A 16,330-nucleotide genomic window follows, 5' to 3' on the forward strand; every position below is an offset into this window, starting at 1 on the left:
CCGGCGCGCTGATGCCCCGGGGCGGCCGCCGTCGCCGGTCAGCCCTTCAGCGGCGGACGGTAGGTGGTGTCCGGGCCCTGCGGGCCGGCGCCCGGCTCGACCACCTCGCCCTGGATCACCTTGCCGTCCGGGCGGTGGATGCGCAGCTGCTCCTGCAGCCGCACCGCGTCCGCGAGCGGATCGGCCCCGAGGCCGGCGGTGCTGCGCAGCGCCTTGTCCGCGAAGCGGCGCCCGGCGGCCCGCCAGAGCGCCCGGGTCGGCGGGAGGAGCAGGGTCAGCGCCAGCGCGTCCGAGAGGAAGCCCGGCAGCATCAGCAGCAGGCCGGCCAGCACGGTGAGGCTGGTGCCGGTCTGCGGCTGCTGCGACTTCGGGTCCCGGCTCTGGTCGATCGCCGCGGACAGCGCCTTCAGCCCCGCGCGCTTGATCAGCGAGCCGCCGATCAGGGCCCCGGCGATCAGCAGCAGCACGACGGTCAGGCCGCCCAGCCACGAGCCCACCTGGACCAGCAGCCAGATCTCCAGCACCAGCCAGGCGGTGACCACCAACGGCAGCACCCGGCGGAGCTTTCCGCGCCGGGCCTGAGGGGCAGGGGTAGCTTGCTGGGTCACGGTACGAATCCACTCCATAGCGGTGCTCTGCGCGCCGCACGGGAGATCCGGGCCGGCTACGGCACCACCTGGTCCAACGACCGGCCGCCGGCCGGTGTTCCACCGCCGCCCGGGCCGACGGGCCCGCCGACCGGCCGCGCCGGGGTCAGGAGGCCGTCGGGCCGGAGGGCTCGGAGGCGGCCGGGCCGGTCACCCGGCGGCGGCCGATCAGCAGGGCCGCCCCGCAGGCCAGCAGGCCCGCGACGGCCAGCGTCCACTCGGGCGCGACACCCACCCGGTCCGCCACCGTCGTGCCGTCGCGCAGCGGGACGACGGCGGACAGCTCGGCGGCGGTCAGCTCCTCGGTGCGCTGCTGCACCGAGCCGTCGGGGGCGATCACCGCGCTGATCCCGCTGGTCGCGGCGATCAGCACGGCCCGGCCGTGCTCGACGGCACGCAGCCGGGACATCGCGAGCTGCTGCTCGGGCTGGCCGGTCTTCGCGTAGGTCGCGTTGTTGGTCTGGACGACGAGCACCCGGGCGCCCTTGTCCACGGTGTCGCGGACGATCTCGTCGTACGCCACCTCGAAGCAGATGACGTCGCCGATCTTCGCCGGGCCCAGCTGCATGACGCCGTTGTGGTCGCCGGGGTAGAAGTCGCGGGCGACCCGCTGCAGCCGGGTGATCACCTTCATCAGCTGGTCGCGGAACGGCACGTACTCGCCGAACGGGACGGGGTGCTGCTTGGTGTAGGAGGCGCCCGGGCCGGTCTTCGGGTCCCAGACGATGCCCTCGTTCTGGACGTGCCGCTCGTCCGGCCCGTCCACCAGGGTGCCGACCAGGGTGGGCACGCCGACCGTCTTCACGGCGTCGTCGATGCGCCGGTAGGCCAGCGGGTCGCTGAACGGGTCGAGGTCGGAGGAGTTCTCCGGCCAGATCACCACGTCCGGCTTCTCCACCCGGCCGGCCTCGATGTCGGCGGCGAGCTTCTCGGTGGCGGCGGCGTGGTTGTTCAGCACCATCATCGGCCGGCCGAGGAAGTCCATCCCCGGGTTGGGCACGTTGCCCTGGATCAGGGCGACCTTGACGGTGTCGGCGGCCGCGGTGGGCACCGGGACCAGATAACCGGCCAGCAGGGCCGCGACGGCGCCCAGCGCGGCCAGCGCGGCGGCCCGGGGCGCCCGGCGGGGCCCGCGCAGCCGCAGCGCCGCCCAGGCCAGCAGGGCACCGGCCAGCGCGACGGCGAAGGTCACCAGCGGGGCGCCGCCGATCGCGGCGAGCGGGGTGAACGGGGTGGCGGTGTTGGCGAACGCGAGGCGGCCCCAGGGGAAGCCGCCGAGCGGCAGCCGGTCACGGGCCCACTCCTGGGTGATCCAGAGGCAGGCCGCCCAGAGCGGCCAGCCGGGCAGCCGGGAGGTGAGCGCCAGACCGGAGCCGAGGGCCGCCAGGAAGAGCGCCTCGATCGCCGAGAGGCCGACGGTGGCGTCCCAGCCGACCACCCGCAGCCAGCTGAGCAGCAGCAGGAAGAACGGCAGCCCGAAGGCGAAGCCCGTCCAGGCGGCCTGCCGGACGGTGCGGCCGAGGGTGAGCAGCGAGAGCGCGGCGACGCCCACCAGCGAGAGCGGCCAGAGGTCGAACGGCGGGAAGGCCAGCGCGAGGAGCAGCCCGGCGAGGACGGCCAGGCCGGTGCGGGGCAGTCCGGCGCGCACCTTGGCGACGGCGCGGGCGGCCCGGCCGGGGGCGGGGGCGTCGGACGTCACGGACGCCTCGGGGAGGGCGTCCGACCGCTCCTGTGTGACGTGGAGTGCCACCGGCGCACCATCTTCCTGGTCGGGCTGTCCGCGCTTGGCTGTCCGTTGGCGCGTTCTTCACCGCCCGTTGAGTTCGGACGCTGTGCGAAAGACGGTACCCCGGAACCGGCCCCGCGCGTGAGGCCGGGTGGCCCGCCGAGCAGCGGGTTCCCGGCCCTGGTGGGGCGGTGTCAGCGCGGGCTGTAGCGGACCGTGCGCAGCGGCCAGTCGGCGGCGAGCCAGGCGGCCACCGCGCGGTACAACGGGGCGTCCAGCTCGGCGCGGTCGGCGCGGACCCAGGAACTGACCGTCGTGGTGGCCGGCTCCTCGTGGTCCGGGTAGATGTACACGCAGCCGACGACGTCGCCGCCGGGGTCCGCCAGCACGGTGTAGGTGAAGCCGCGGCGGTGCTCGAAGTCGGCGGCGTGCCGGCGCAGGTCGGCCAGGTTGCGTTCCGGCGTCATGCCCTCGGCGGGCGGCCAGCTGCCGGTCCAGCCCGGGGTGGCGTGGATGTGGTCGATGCTCGACGTCCAGGCCGCGAGGTCGGAGTCGTTGTGCTGCTCGCCGAGGGGCTCCAGGCGGAACCCCTCGGCGGCGAGGGTGCGGGGGACGACGAAGCCGGCGGGTACCAGCGGATGATCACTCATGCCGGTCAACCTACGCAGCGGGGGCCGCCCCGGTCACCCGGAGCTACCGCGCGGCCGCCCGCTCCGCCACCGCCCGGTGGACGGTCCGGCCGCGGACCACGGTGCGCAGGCAGACCGGCAGCGGGCGGCCCGGGGTGAGGTCGGGCAGCCCGGGGGTGCCGGAGCGCGGGTCGGTGGACCAGCCGGCCACCCGGGAGTCGGGGGCCTGGACCACGAGCTCGTCGGCGGCCCAGACCGCGTAGCTGGCGATCGCGCCGGGGACGAGCACGCCGTCCTGGTCGCGGCCGATCGCCCGCCAGCCGCCCCGGGTGTGGGCGGTGAAGGCGGCGCGGGCCGAGATCCGGTGGTCGAGGGTCCGGTGGAAGGCCGCCGCGCGGACGGTGCCCCAGGGATCGAGCGGGGTGACCGGGGCGTCCGAGCCGAAGGCCAGCGGGACGCCGGCCCGCAGCAGCGCGGCGAACGGGTTGAGCGCGGCGGCGCGCTCGGCGCCGAGCCGCTGGACGTACATGCCGTCCGGGCCGCCCCAGGCGGCGTCGAAGGCGGGTTGCACGGAGGCGGTGAGGCCGAGTTCGGCGAAGGCCGCGACGGACGCCCCGTCCAGTGCCTCGGCGTGCTCCACGCGGTGGCGCAGCGCCCTGACGCGGTCGGCGCCGACCCGCTCGCCGGCCGCCCGGACGCCCGCGAGGACGGCGCCCACGGCGGCGTCGCCGATGGCGTGGAAGCCGGCCTGCAGCCCGGCCTCGGTGCAGGCGGCGACGTGGTCGGCGACCTGCTCGGCGCTCAGGTAGGAGGTGCCGGTGTGGTCGGCGTCGGCGTAGGGGCTGTGCAGGCAGGCGGTGTGCGAGCCGATCGCGCCGTCGACGAAGAGGTCGCCGCCGGCGCCCACCGCGCCGAGCCGGCGGGCCGTCTCGACGCCGCCCAGCTCGCCCCAGTAGCCGAACACCTCGGGCCCCTCGCCGTCGGCGGCGAGGTCCAGCAGCGCGGCGAGGTCCTGCTCCGAGGAGATCTCCGGGCCGGCGCACTCGTGCAGCGCGCCGATGCCGAGCTCGGCGGCCCGGGCCAGCGTCGCGCGCTGGGCACGCCGGCGCTGCTCGGGGGTGAGGTGCGCGAGCGCGGTCCGGCGCACGGCGTGGTGGGCGTCGCGGGTGAGCGGGCCGTCGGCGGAGAAGCCGGGCCGGTCGGCGAGGCCGGCGGTGAGCGCGCGCAGCGCGGTGGTGGCCAGCGCGGAGTGCACGTCGGTGCGGGAGAGGTAGAGCGCGGCGCCGCCGGCGGCCGCGTCCAGCTCGGCGAGCGTCGGCGGTCGGCCCTCGGGCCAGCCGGTCTCGTCCCAGCCGTGCCCGATGAGCACGCCGCCCGGCTCGGAGCGGTCGGCCGCGAAGGCGGCGAGGGCCTCCAGCGCGGCGGCGAGCGAGGGCAGGCCGGTGAGGTCCAGACCGGTGAGCGCCAGACCGGTGGCGGTGGCGTGCACGTGGGCGTCGACGAAGGCGGGGGTGACCAGGGCGCCGTCGAGCTCGACGATCTCGTCCGCGGCGTCGGCGTACGCCTCGGCCGCGCCGTCGCTGCCGACCCAGGCGACGTGCTCGCCCTCGACGAGCATCGCGGTGGCGAAGGGGTCGGCGGGGCTGTAGACGGCGCCGCCGCGCAGCAGGACGGTTCGTGGGCCCCTCTGGCCCGAGGGCGGGCCGGGAGGGAGGGTGCGTTCGGTCATGACGCCAAGTCTGCACCTCCCGGAGGGGCGGTCAGAGCTTCGGGGGCCTCGCCTCGTAGGGCGTCGAGAGCACGACGGTGGTGCGGGTGGAGACGCCGGCCGCGCTGCGGATCCGGGCCAGCAGGTCCTCCAGGTCGCCGGGGGCGCCGACGCGGACCTTGAGGATGTAGTTCTCGTCCCCGGCGACGCTGTGGCAGGCCTCGATCTCGGGCAGCCCGGCGAGTCTCTCCGGGGTGTCGTCCGGGGCGCTGGGGTCGAAGGGCTTGACCGAGATGAAGGCGGTCAGCGCCAGCTCGACCGCGTCGGGGTCGACGATGGCGGTGTAGCCGCGGATCACGCCGCGCTGCTCCAGACGGCGCACCCGCTGGTGCACCGCCGAGGTGGACAGGCCGGTGGCCTTGCCCAGGTCCGTGTAGCTCATCCGGCCGTCCTCCAGGAGCAGCTGAACGATGCGTTGGTCGAGATCCTCCACAAGGCGCAAACCTACCCGGTCGGGGGCGCGCGCGGCGCCACAGCGGGCGCGCACGGTGTCACTCGCGGCCGCGCCGGGTGCCGGGCGGGCACATGCCGGGCGAATGTGGCGAAGGACACACCCGGTGCATCACAGTGCACCGGCCTGCAGGATTATGAGTCCGCGTCGGCGGGAAGTGCTGGTTGTGGCCCCGGGCGACCACGCCGGGCCCGATCCGAGGGGGATCACCATGCGTGCAACTGACCGGCACTCGCTGAGCGCCGACGACACCCACGATATGACCGGCCGCGAGGATCTCGCGGTCCCCCACGAGCCGTCGGCGGGGGTGGATCCGGGCGAGGGCGAGACCTGGGACATCGTCCGGGTGCACTGCCCGGAGTGCCGCCGTCCGATCGCCCTGGTGGGCGACGAGGAGCGGCTGCCGCAGCACGCCGTGCTGCCGACCGCCTGGCACCCCTTCTCGCCCGCGCTCTGCCCGGGCTCGGGAGCGCCGACGGACGACCTGGCGGAGGTGGAGTCGGCGGAGGACGCCGAGACCGCCGGCCTGGAGGCGCTGCTCGCCCTCCCGTCCGAACTCGACTGGCGCACCCAGCCGTTCTCCCACGCCGTGGCGCACCGCCCGGTACGGACGGCGCCCGCGCCGGCCATCCCGCAGCAGCGCAGCCGGCTCGTCCGGCACTGACGGCCGCCCCCGTCCCGGGGGTTGACCGGCCGTCAGCCGACGGCCGGTCCCGACCACCGGGGCGGGAGACGCCTCCGGGCGCCACTCCGCACCCTGGAGTGACGCCCGGAGGCCGTTACGGGGGCCGTCAGCCGGAGGTGAGGTGGCGGCCGATCACCAGGCGCTGGATCTGGTTGGTGCCCTCGACGATCTGCAGCACCTTGGCCTCGCGCATGTAGCGCTCGGCCGGGAAGTCCTGGGTGTAGCCGTAGCCGCCGAGGACCTGGACGGCGTCGGTGGTGACCCGCATCGCCGCGTCGGTGCAGAACAGCTTGGCCATCGCCGCCTGCTTGGAGAACGGCCGGCCGGCGTCGCGCAGCCGGGCGGCGGCCAGGTAGAGCGAGCGCCCGGCCTCGATCTGGGTGGCCATGTCCGCGAGCATGAAGGACAGGCCCTGGAACTCGGCGATCGGCCGGCCGAACTGGCGGCGGGTACCGGCGTACTCGACCGCGAGGTCGAGCGCGGCCTGGGCGACGCCGATCGCGCAGGCGGCGATGCCGAGCCGGCCGGAGTCCAGGGCGGCGAGCGCGATCTGGAAGCCCTGGCCCTCGCTGCCGATCAGCCGGCCGCGCTCGACCCGGGCGCCGTCGAAGTGCAGCTGAGCGGTCGGCGAGGACCGCATGCCCATCTTGTGCTCCGGCGGCGCGGCCGACAGGCCGGCCACCCCGGCGGGCACCAGCAGGCAGCTGATGCCGCGCGCGCCCGGCTCGCCGGTGCGCACCAGGGCGCTGTAGAAGTCGGCCTCCCCGCCGTGGGTGATCCACGCCTTGGTGCCGCTGACCACGAACTCCTCGCCGTCCAGGTCGGCGCGGGTGCGCAGCGCGGCGGCGTCCGAGCCGGACTGCGGCTCGGAGAGGCAGTAGGCGCCGAGCTGCTCGCCGGAGAGCATGCCGGGCAGCCAGGCGGCGCGCTGCTCGTCGCTGCCGAAACCGGCCAGGGCGTGGCAGGAGAGGGTGTGCACGCTGACCCCGAGGCCGACCGCCAGCCAGCCGCCCGCGAGCTCCTCCAGGACCTGGAGGTAGACCTCGTAGGGCTGGTCGCCGCCGCCGTACTTCTCCTCGTACGGGAGGGAGAGCAGACCGGCCTCGCCGAGGGTGCGGAACACCTCGCGCGGGAAGCGGCCGGCGGCCTCGTCCTCCGCCGCGCGCGGCTGGATCTCGCGCTGGACCAGCTCCCGGGTGAGGCTCAGCAGTTCGCGGGCCTCGTCGGTCGGCAGCTGGCGTTCCACGGCGTTCGCTGGGGACGGGGTCATGGCGGCTGGTCGCCTCCTCGTTCGGGCACCGGGCCCTGGTGTGGCGGGCCCGACGCGGGTGTGGCACGTCGGGCCGACCGGCACCGGGTTACGGTGAACGGCCGTTCACATGCGTGGCGAAGTGAGTATGCCCGATCCCGGCGCTGCCGTCACGACCTGCACGGAATCACTGTCCGTCCTGGCGTACGGGCCCCCGTAGGGTTGCCGATGTGGCCTCTTCCGAAACGTCCAGCACCCCTCCCGGCGGCCCGGCCGCCCCCGCGGCCGGCGGGGCGCCGGACGCGCTCGGCGCACCCGGAGCGCCCGCCGCGCCCGAGGGCCTCCCCGACCTCGCCGGCCTCGCCGCCGGGCTGCGCGCGCTGGCGCCCTCCTGCGGCCCGGTCCGGCTGGTCGCGGTGGACGGGCACGCCGGCTCCGGCAAGACCACCTTCACCGGCCGGCTGGCCGCCGCGCTCGGGGGTGCGCCGGTGGTCCACCTGGACGACCTGGCCACCCATGCCGAGCCCTTCGGCTGGACGGAGCGGTTGCGCACCCAGGTGCTCGACCCGCTGGCCGCCGGCCGGGACGCGGCGTACCGGGTGTACGACTGGACGCTGGGGCGCTTCGCCGGCACCGCGGCGGTGCCGCTCGCCCCGGTGGTGCTGATCGAGGGCGTCGGCGCCGGCCGGCGGGCGGTGCGGCCCCGGCTGGCGCGGCTGATCTGGATGGAGCTGGCCGCCGAGGACGCCCGGCGGCGCGGGGAGGAGCGGGACGGTCCGGCCCTGGCGGAGTTCTGGGCGGGCTGGGCGCGGGCGGAGTCGGCGCACTTCGCCGCCGACCCCAGCCGCCCGTACGCGGCCACCATCGTCGACGGAGTGACCGGGCGGATCGCACCGAGCACCGTCGGTGAACCTTCAACAAGCCCTTGACCTGCGGTGTCACCAGGACTTAGGTTCTCCTCAGTTGCCGAGGTTGTTGATCGCGCAACATCGGACTCGGCATCCCCGGCTTGTTCCCCCGTGAGCCGGGGGTGCCGTCCCCCCTCCCGCCGCCCGGACCCCGCCAGACCGGGGCCGAGGCCCGGCCGGATCGCACCGGCGCCCAATCCCCGCGCGCGCGATCGTATTTGACTCCGCACGGCACTCTTCCGGATCAGCGCCGCGCCGGTACGATTCCTGGAGGCGCATATGCGCCCCGGGGGCTATCGACGACCGGCCGGCTTCTCCGCACCTCGAATCGCCGACCGAGCCCCAGGCACACCGCGGGGGGCGTGAGTGACGACGGTGGACAGTTCCGACGGCAACAACACGGGCGGCCCGGCTCCGAACCGGCTCGCCGACCGCGCCTGGCTGCGTGCCATGGACGCCTACACGGCGGGCGCGTACGCCCGCGCGGAGGAGGAGTTCCGCGCGGCCGTGCGGCTCGATCCGGGGATGGCCGACGCCTGGCTCGGCCTGCACGCCCTGCGCAGCGACACCTCCGGGGCGCTCCTCGCGATGTACCGCCACCGGACCCGGTTCGGCGAGCAGCGCCGGCTCCACCGGCGCCCGCTCAGTTCCTGGTACTGGCTGGGCTGGTGGGTGCAGCCCGTGCTGGAGGACAGCCGCGACCTGGCGCTCGCGCACGCCTCGCACTGGCTGGACGGCCGCCATCTCGCCGAGCTGGACAGGGCGTTGGAGCAGTGCCCGGTCCCGGAGGAGGACCCGTCCGCGCGCTTCCTGCACGCGTGCCGGTCCTACCTCCTCAAGGACTGGGAACAGCTGATCCGGGACACCGACCGGCTGCTGGACGACCAGTTGCTGGGCATCGAGGCCGGGCTCTTCGCGGGCATGGCGCGGGTCCGGCTGGACATGTGCGCCCAGGCGCAGGCCCCGCTCGCCGCCTCGCTGGCCCGCTGCCGCTCCGAGCAGCCGCAGCGCAAGGAGCTGCGGTACTGGCTGGCCCGGGCCTACGAGGGCGCGGGGCGCAGCGCCGCCGCGCTGCCGCTCTACCGGGCGGTGCACCGGGCCGATCCGGCCTTCATGGACACCGCGACCCGGCTCGCCGCGATCTCCGCCGAGGACGGCGTGGTCGACGCGCTGCTGGACGCGGTGGGCGGCCTCGGACGTGAGGGCGGGAAGCCCTCGGGCGGCGACGAGGCGTTCGACGCGCTGTCGCTGGGCCTGGACACGGTGGGCGCCGAGGAGGCCGGGCTGGACGACGCGGCGCTGGAGGCCTCGGGGTGCGAGGCCCCGGGCCTCGAAGCCGCCGGGTACCCGGGCGAGGCCGACCCCGGTGAGGCCCTCTCCGGCGAGACCTACCCCGGCGAGCCCTACCCCGGTGAGCCCTACCAGGCCGCGCCCTGTTCCGGCGAGCCGTACCGGACCGAGCCCGGCCAGAGCGAGGCGTACCCCGCCGGGGCCTTCCCGGCCGGGACCGGCGGGCCGGGCGCGCAGGAGCCGCCGGGGGCGGGCGCGGCCACCGACCGGGAGGCCGGACCGGCGCTGCCCGCCGGTGAGCGCTCCGGCGCGCCGCTGCCCCCCGCCGGCTCCGGGCCCGCCGTGCCGGTCCGCGGCGAGGCGCCGCCCAGACCCGCGGGCGGCTACCCGGCCGCCGGACGCGACGGCGACGAGCGGGAGCTGGACGCGGCGCTGGCCGAACTCTCCCGGATGGTCGGCCTGGAGCCGGTCAAGCGCCAGGTCCGGGCGCTCTCCGCGCAGTTGAGGATGTCCCGGCTGCGGGCGGCGCAGGGCCTGCCGGTGCAGCCGCCCAAGCGCCACTTCGTCTTCTCCGGCCCCTCCGGTACCGGCAAGACCACCGTGGCGCGCATCCTCGGGCGGGTCTTCCACGCTCTCGGGCTGCTCTCGGGGGACCACCTGGTGGAGGCCCAGCGGGCCGACCTGGTGGGCGAGTTCCTCGGCCAGACGGCCGTCAAGGCGAATGAGCTGATCGACTCCGCGCTGGACGGCGTGCTCTTCATCGACGAGGCCTACAGCCTCTCCAACTCCGGCTACAGCAAGGGCGACGCCTACGGCGACGAGGCACTGCAGGTGCTGCTGAAGCGGGCCGAGGACAACCGCGACCGGCTGGTGGTGATCCTGGCCGGCTACCCGGAGGGCATGAACCGGCTGCTCGCCACCAACCCCGGCCTCAACTCCCGCTTCACCACCCGGGTCGACTTCCCCAGCTACCGCCCCGGTGAACTCACCGCGATCGGCGCCGCGCTGGCCGACCGGGACGGCGACGGCTGGGACGAGGACGCCGCCGAGGAACTGGCCAGCATCTGCATCCACGTGGTCCGCGAGGGCTGGATCGACGACCTGGGCAACGGGCGGTTCATCCGCACCCTGTACGAGAAGTCCTGCGCCTACCGGGACCTGCGCCTCTCGCTGCTGCGCGAGCCGCCCGGGCGCGAGGACCTGGCGACCCTGCGGCTGCCGGACCTCGTGCAGGCGTACGGCGAGCTGATCGACGGCCGGGGCTGAGCCGGCGGAGCGGGTCCGCCGGCTCCGCCGCTCAGCTCCCGAGCACCGTGGCCTCCCGCTCCGCGTCCAGGCCGACCACCGGCCGGTCCGGGCGCTGCGGGGCGGTGCCGCCGATGGACCGCAGCCAGGCCCAGGTGTCGGCGACCGTCTCCGCGACCGGGCGGCAGCGCAGCCCGGCGGCGACCGCCTTGGCCACGTCGGAGCCGTGCACGGTGTCGTGCAGCTCGCCCGGCGGGACCCAGACCGGCAGGTCGCTCCACGGTTCGATGCCGGCCGCCAGGATCCGGTCGGGCTCCGTCCAGCGCAGCACCGCGTCCGAGCCGGTGGCCCGGACGCAGGCCTCCAGCAGCTCGCCCATGGTGGCGTGCCCCCGCGGGCTGACCAGGTCGTACGCACCGCCGTGGCCGGCCACCAGGGCGTCCAGGGTCCAGACCGCGATGTCCCGGGCGTCGATGTACTGCACCGGCAGGTCGCGCGGGCCGGGGGCGAGCACCGGGCCGCCGCGGGCGATCCGGCCCAGCCACCAGGGCAGCCGGCCGATGTTCTCGTACGGACCGATGATCAGCCCGGCCCGGGCCAGCAACGCCCGGTCGCCGAAGGCGTCCAGCAGCGCCAGCTCGCCGCCGCGCTTGGCCTGCGGGTAGGCGACCTCGCCGGCGTCCGGCGAGCCCTCGACCAGCGCGGCGCTCTCGTCCGCCCCGGCCGGGGTCGGGTACGCGTACACCGACCGGCTCGACACGTAGGCGTAGCGGCCGACCCGGCCGGCCAGCAGGCGGGCGCTGTCGCGCACCGCCGAGGGCGCGCCGGACCAGGTGTCCACCACCGCGTCCCACTTCCCCTCGGCCAGCGCGGCCAGGCCGTCCTCGGCCCGCCGGTCGCCGTGCAGCGCCCGCACACCGGCCGGCGGCGCGTGCGTCCCCCGGTGGAAGACCGTCACCTCCCACCCGCGCTCCAGCGCCTCCTCGGTCACGGCCCGACCGACGAACTCCGTCCCGCCCAGCAGCAGCAGTCTCATACCGACCACCCTGCCGAGCGGACGGCGTTCTGGGAACGGCCGCATGCTCAGGGCAGAATCGCCCACAGCGGAACCCGGCGGCCCGGGAGGGCGGCCGCCGGGACGGGCCGTCAGGCGGCGGAGCGGTGGTCCGGGTCGTGCACCTCGCCGACCAGCTCCTCCACCACGTCCTCCAGCGTCACCACGCCGAGCGTGCGCCCGTCCTGGTCGACCACCGCGGCCAGGTGGCAGGCGGCCCGGCGCATCGCGCCGAGCGCGTCGTCCAGCGGGAGCGTGCCGCGCACCACGGTGATCGGGCGCCAGAGGCGGGCCGGCACCGGCGCCGCCTGGTCGTCGACGTCCAGGATGTCCTTGAGGTGCAGGTAGCCCAGGTAGCCGGGGCCGGCCGGGTCGCCCTCGGTGACCGGGAAGCGCGAGAAGCCGGTGCGCAGCGCCAGCTCCTCGACCTGGGCGGCGGTCACCTCGGTGTCCACGGTGACGAGCTGCTCGGGCTTGAGCAGCACCTCGGTGACCGGGCGGCGGCCCAGCTCCAGGGCGTCCTCCAGGCGCTCCTGGCGGCCCTCGTCGAGCAGGCCCGCGTCCCGGGAGTCGACCAGCAGGTACATCAGCTGCTCGGTGGTGAAGACCGACTCGACCTCGTCCTTGGACTCGACCTTGAACAGCCTCAGCACGGCGTTGGCGAAGGCGTTCAGGAAGAAGATCACCGGCGCGAGCCAGCGGGCCAGCCGGTCCAGCGGCGGGCCGAGCCGGAGCGCGGCCTTCTCCGGCCCCGCCAGCGCGAGGTTCTTCGGCACCATCTCGCCCATCACCATGTGCAGGAAGACCACCACGGCCAGCGAGATCCCGTAGGAGAGCGGGTGCATCAGGCCGGCCGGCACGCCGAGGGCGTGGAACGGGCCCTCCAGCAGGTGGGCGATGGTCGGCTCGGCGAGCGCGCCCAGACCCAGCGAGCAGACCGTGATGCCGAGCTGGGCGGCGGCGAGCATCGCGGAGACGTTCGAGAGCGCGTGCAGCACGGTGCGGGCGCGCTTGTCGCCCGCCTCGGCGAGCGGTTCGATCTGGCTGCGCCGGACGGAGACCACCGCGAACTCGGCGCCGACGAAGAACGCGTTGCCCAGCAGGAGCAGGACGGCGAGGGCCAGTTGGAGCACGGTCATCGGGCGCCGCCCTCGTCGTCACCGGGGCGCGGGCGCCCGCTCGTGCGCTCCACCCGCACCCGGCTGGTGCGGTGGCGGTCCACGGCCTCGACGGTGAACCGCCAGCCGGGCAGCTCGGCCTGCTCGCCCGGGACGGGCAGCCGGCCGAGGAGGTCCGAGACCAGGCCGGCCAGGGTCTCGTAGGGGCCGTCGGGCGCGTGCAGGCCGATCGACTCCAGGTGGTCGATCCGGGCCCGGCCGTCGGCGGCCCAGACCGGCAGCCCGTGCAGCGGCGGCAGCGGGATCAGTTCGGGGGTGTCGGCGGGGTCGTGCTCGTCCTGCACCTCGCCGACCAGCTCCTCGACGATGTCCTCGACGGTGACCACGCCGGCGGTGCCGCCGTACTCGTCGACCACGATGGCCATCGGCTGGAGCCGGCGCAGCTGGTCCAGCAGGCGTTCGGCGGGGAGCGTCTCGGGCACCAGCAGCGGCGGCACCGCCAGATCGCCGACCCTGACCAGAGCGCGCCGGGCGGGCGGCACCGCGAGGGCGTCCTTGAGCGTGACGGTGCCGGTGACCTCGTCCAGGCTGTCGGTGTAGACCGGGAAGCGGGAGAGGCCGGTGGCCCGGGTGAGGTTGAGCACGTCGGCGGCGCTGGCGTCGCGCTGGAGGGCGGCGACGTCGATCCGCGGCGTCATCACCGACTCGGCGGTGAGGTCGCCGAGGCCGAGGGTGCGCACGAACAGGGTGGCTGACTCCTCGTCCATCACCCCGGCCCGGGCCGAGTGCCGGGCGAGTGAGCCCAGCTCGGCGGGGGTCCGGGCATGGCCCAGCTCCTCCTGCGGCTCGACGCCGAGGGCGCGGACGGTGCGGTCCGCCGAGCCGTTCAGGAAGCTGATCAGCGGGCGGCAGGCGTGCGAGAAGGCCATGTGCGGGGCGGCCACCGAGCGGGCCACCTGGAGCGGCCGGGAGATCGCCCAGTTCTTCGGGACGAGCTCGCCGATCACCATCTGCACCACGGTGGCCAGCAGCATGCCGACGATCACCGCGACGCCCCGGGCGGCCCCGTCGGGCAGGCCGACGGTGGTGAACACCGGCTTCAGCAGGACGGAGAGGGCCGGCTCGGCGAGCATGCCGACCACCAGCGAGGTGACGGTGATGCCGAGCTGCGCGCCGGAGAGTTCGAACGAGAGGTGCCGCACGGCGCGGACGACCCGGGCGGACCGGGCGTCGCCGGCCTCGGCGGAGCGCTCCACCGCACCCCGCTCCACGGTCACGAAGGCGAACTCGGCGGCCACGAACAGGCCGTTGGCGAGGATCAGCAGGAACGCCGCGAACAGCAGCAGCCAGGCGGTGATCACAATGCCGCCTGCCTTCCGATACCGGGAAGCCGGGCGGCGCGGGTACTACCGGACGGATCGTCCATGGACGGGGGGAGTCACTCCTCAAGTCGTTTCCGCGCAGGGCCCGCTGTCGGGCGGCGCCGGTCAAATGGCATGGCTTTGCCCTGCTTTTTACCAGCGTAGACGATACCCGTGCGACTGTCGGCCCCCCGTTCGGACCCGCCAGGGGGCGGCGCCGGGCGGACAGGGGGCGGCCCGGGCGGCGTAGGGGGCGGGTAGGGGCCGGGCGAGCCGGGGGTGGTCGGGGCGGCGGATCAGCGGCCGCGGCGCTCGACCAGGTCGCGCAGCGCCCGGGCGTCCGCGATCGCCTGCGCCTTGCCGAGCCCGGACTGGATGCCGACCACGGCCAGCGAGGTGCCGTCGGCCAGGTCGAGGGTCGCCCACGGGTCCCCCTGGCGGAAGTTGACCCGGACGATCTCGGCCCAGGCCAACCGGCGGCGGCGGACGAAGTTCACCACGGTGATGCCCTCGGTGTCGGCGCTCACCCGGGGCCGGGCCAGCATCAGGCCGACGCCGGCGAACAGCACGCCGCTGAGCACCATCATGAGCCGGTCGTTGAACTGCCAGCTCGCCGGGAGCGCGAGGGCGATCGCGACGAACATCACGACCAGCAGCACGCAGACCGGCAGCAGCACGGCCCGGGTGCGGCGCGGGGCCCAGGTGACGGGGAACTCGGCGGGGCTGGTCACGTGCGGTCTCCGGGGGGTCCAGGCGGGGCGGCACCGGCGGCCGGGTGCCGGCCGTCGACGAAAGGGCGGGGGCGCCGACCGGCGCCCCCGCCCCATTGAACCGCTGTTTAACTCCGCTGCTTCACGCGCGGGGCTGTCAGAGGCGGCAGGCGTGGATGTTCGTCACCAGGATCGCCCGGGCACCGATGCCCCAGAGGTCGTCCATGATCCGCTGGGCCTCCTTGCGGAGCACCATCGACCGGACGGCCACCCAGCCCTCGGTGTGCAGCGGGGAGACGGTCGGCGACTCCAGGCCGGGGGTCAGCGCGACGGCGGCGCCCACGTTCTCGGCACGGATGTCGTAGTCCATCAGCACGTAGCGACGGGCCACCAGCACGCCCTGGAGGCGGCGCAGGAACTGGTCGACGCCCGCGTCCTCCCCTGCGCCCTTCGGGCGGATCACCACGGCGTCCGAGACCAGGATCGGCTCGCCGAAGACCTCCAGCCCGGCGTTGCGCAGGCTGGTGCCGGTCTCCACCACGTCGGCGATCACATCGGCCACGCCCAGCTGCACCGCGGTCTCGACCGCGCCGTCCAGCTTGGTGACGGTGGCCTTGACCCCGTGGTCGGCCAGGTGCTGCTCGACCAGACCGGTGTACGAGGTGGCGATCCGCAGCCCCTCCAGGCCCTGCACGTCCTTCACGTCCACGCCCTCCGGGCGGGCGAAGCGGAAGGTGGAGCCGCCGAACCCGAGGGCCAGCACCTCCTCGGCGTTGGAGTGCGAGTCCAGCAGCAGGTCGCGGCCGGTGATGCCGACGTCCAGCCGGCCGGAGCCGACGTACACCGCGATGTCGCGCGGGCGCAGGAAGAAGAACTCGACCTCGTTGTTCGGGTCGACGAGCACGAGCTCCTTGGGATCCTTGCGCTGGCGGTAGCCGGCCTCATGGAGCATCTCCGCCGCGGGACCCGAGAGCGAACCCTTGTTGGGGACGGCGATGCGCAGCATGGAAGTCGGTTCCTTACCTGGTGGGGGTGGGGTGTGCTGTTCGGACCGGTTCAGAGGTACTTGTAGACGTCGTCGAGCGTCAGCCCACGGGCGACCATCATCACCTGAAGGTGGTACAGGAGCTGGGAGATCTCCTCGGCGGTCTGCTCGTCCGACTGGAACTCGGCGGCCATCCAGACCTCGGCGGCCTCCTCGACGACCTTCTTGCCGATCGCATGGACGCCCTGCTGGACGAGCTGCGCGGTACGGGAGGACGAGGGGTCGCCGGTGGCGGCCTTCTGCTGGAGCTCGGTGAAGAGCTCCTCGAATGTCTTCGAAGCCATGATGGACTCACCTTACGGCGTGCGGGCTTACAGGCGGTAAACGGTCCCGGACCGTGGACAGTCCGGTGGGCGGCCCCCGGGCCGGGCCGGGCGGGTATAAAAAAAAAACAACCCCCCACACCAACACCCCCACAGGGTTGGGGGGGGTGGGGGGGGATTA

The 16,330-nt window shown here is 75.0% G+C and carries 15 protein-coding genes; 3 read left to right on the forward strand and 12 right to left on the reverse strand.

Annotated features, from left to right (window positions below; genetic code table 11):
- Window positions 1–38 precede the first annotated feature (38 nt).
- The 5 genes from fxsA to ACFWA9_RS32700 all read right to left on the reverse strand — a co-directional run bounded on the left by fxsA (window position 39) and on the right by ACFWA9_RS32700 (window position 5,203).
- Window positions 39–608: an FxsA family membrane protein gene (gene fxsA, locus ACFWA9_RS32680; RefSeq protein WP_329486512.1), complete on the reverse strand. Its 570-nt coding sequence runs from the start codon at window positions 606–608 to the stop codon at window positions 39–41.
- Between the two features lie 145 nt (window positions 609–753).
- Window positions 754–2,397, reverse strand: coding sequence for an apolipoprotein N-acyltransferase (gene lnt, locus ACFWA9_RS32685; RefSeq protein ID WP_380392060.1), 1,644 nt, complete (start codon window positions 2,395–2,397; stop codon window positions 754–756).
- Between the two features lie 170 nt (window positions 2,398–2,567).
- Window positions 2,568–3,023 (reverse strand): N-acetyltransferase, encoded by a 456-nt coding sequence (locus ACFWA9_RS32690; RefSeq protein ID WP_380392063.1) that lies wholly within the window; start codon window positions 3,021–3,023, stop codon window positions 2,568–2,570.
- A gap of 43 nt (window positions 3,024–3,066) precedes the next feature.
- Window positions 3,067–4,731: an amidohydrolase gene (locus tag ACFWA9_RS32695; protein ID WP_380392066.1), complete on the reverse strand. Its 1,665-nt coding sequence runs from the start codon at window positions 4,729–4,731 to the stop codon at window positions 3,067–3,069.
- A 31-nt stretch (window positions 4,732–4,762) separates the two neighbouring features.
- Window positions 4,763–5,203 carry an Lrp/AsnC family transcriptional regulator gene (locus tag ACFWA9_RS32700; protein WP_329486516.1) on the reverse strand — a complete coding sequence of 147 codons (441 nt, stop codon included), beginning with the start codon at window positions 5,201–5,203 and terminating at the stop codon, window positions 4,763–4,765.
- Window positions 5,204–5,432: 229 nt separating this feature from the next.
- Between ACFWA9_RS32700 and ACFWA9_RS32705 the strand changes: the two genes are divergently transcribed.
- Window positions 5,433–5,885 (forward strand): hypothetical protein, encoded by a 453-nt coding sequence (locus tag ACFWA9_RS32705; RefSeq protein WP_359808075.1) that lies wholly within the window; start codon window positions 5,433–5,435, stop codon window positions 5,883–5,885.
- A gap of 127 nt (window positions 5,886–6,012) precedes the next feature.
- On the opposite strand, the gene ACFWA9_RS32710 is transcribed toward ACFWA9_RS32705, so the two are convergent.
- The gene (locus tag ACFWA9_RS32710) at window positions 6,013–7,176 is read right to left on the reverse strand and encodes an acyl-CoA dehydrogenase family protein (protein WP_380392069.1); all 1,164 of its coding nucleotides are present in this window, start codon (window positions 7,174–7,176) and stop codon (window positions 6,013–6,015) included.
- A 350-nt stretch (window positions 7,177–7,526) separates the two neighbouring features.
- Here ACFWA9_RS32710 and ACFWA9_RS32715 point away from each other — a divergent pair, with 350 nt between their 5' ends.
- Window positions 7,527–8,084, forward strand: a complete 558-nt coding sequence (locus ACFWA9_RS32715) for a hypothetical protein (RefSeq protein WP_352289002.1) — start codon at window positions 7,527–7,529, stop codon at window positions 8,082–8,084.
- A 429-nt stretch (window positions 8,085–8,513) separates the two neighbouring features.
- A complete protein-coding gene (locus tag ACFWA9_RS32720) occupies window positions 8,514–10,619 on the forward strand; it encodes an AAA family ATPase (RefSeq protein ID WP_380392078.1) in 2,106 nt (701 codons plus the stop codon).
- Between the two features lie 31 nt (window positions 10,620–10,650).
- Here the strand turns inward: ACFWA9_RS32720 and ACFWA9_RS32725 are convergent, their stop codons facing one another.
- The 6 genes from ACFWA9_RS32725 to ACFWA9_RS32750 form a co-directional block, all read right to left on the reverse strand.
- A complete protein-coding gene (locus ACFWA9_RS32725; RefSeq protein WP_380392072.1) occupies window positions 10,651–11,634 on the reverse strand; it encodes an NAD-dependent epimerase/dehydratase family protein in 984 nt (327 codons plus the stop codon).
- A 110-nt stretch (window positions 11,635–11,744) separates the two neighbouring features.
- The gene (locus ACFWA9_RS32730) at window positions 11,745–12,791 is read right to left on the reverse strand and encodes a hemolysin family protein (RefSeq protein ID WP_352288726.1); all 1,047 of its coding nucleotides are present in this window, start codon (window positions 12,789–12,791) and stop codon (window positions 11,745–11,747) included.
- A complete protein-coding gene (locus tag ACFWA9_RS32735) occupies window positions 12,788–14,131 on the reverse strand; it encodes a hemolysin family protein (protein WP_352288724.1) in 1,344 nt (447 codons plus the stop codon). Before ACFWA9_RS32735 ends, ACFWA9_RS32730 begins: the two co-directional genes overlap by 4 nt.
- A 296-nt stretch (window positions 14,132–14,427) precedes the next feature.
- Window positions 14,428–14,862, reverse strand: coding sequence for a PH domain-containing protein (locus ACFWA9_RS32740; protein WP_329486522.1), 435 nt, complete (start codon window positions 14,860–14,862; stop codon window positions 14,428–14,430).
- 136 nt (window positions 14,863–14,998) lie between these two features.
- Complete coding sequence (hisG, locus tag ACFWA9_RS32745) at window positions 14,999–15,847, reverse strand: ATP phosphoribosyltransferase (protein WP_329486523.1); 849 nt, start codon at window positions 15,845–15,847, stop codon at window positions 14,999–15,001.
- A 50-nt stretch (window positions 15,848–15,897) separates the two neighbouring features.
- Window positions 15,898–16,170: a phosphoribosyl-ATP diphosphatase gene (locus ACFWA9_RS32750; protein WP_030306151.1), complete on the reverse strand. Its 273-nt coding sequence runs from the start codon at window positions 16,168–16,170 to the stop codon at window positions 15,898–15,900.
- Window positions 16,171–16,330 lie beyond the last annotated feature (160 nt).

The organism is Kitasatospora sp. NPDC059973 (genome assembly GCF_042737525.1).
Classification (GTDB): domain Bacteria; phylum Actinomycetota; class Actinomycetes; order Streptomycetales; family Streptomycetaceae; genus Kitasatospora.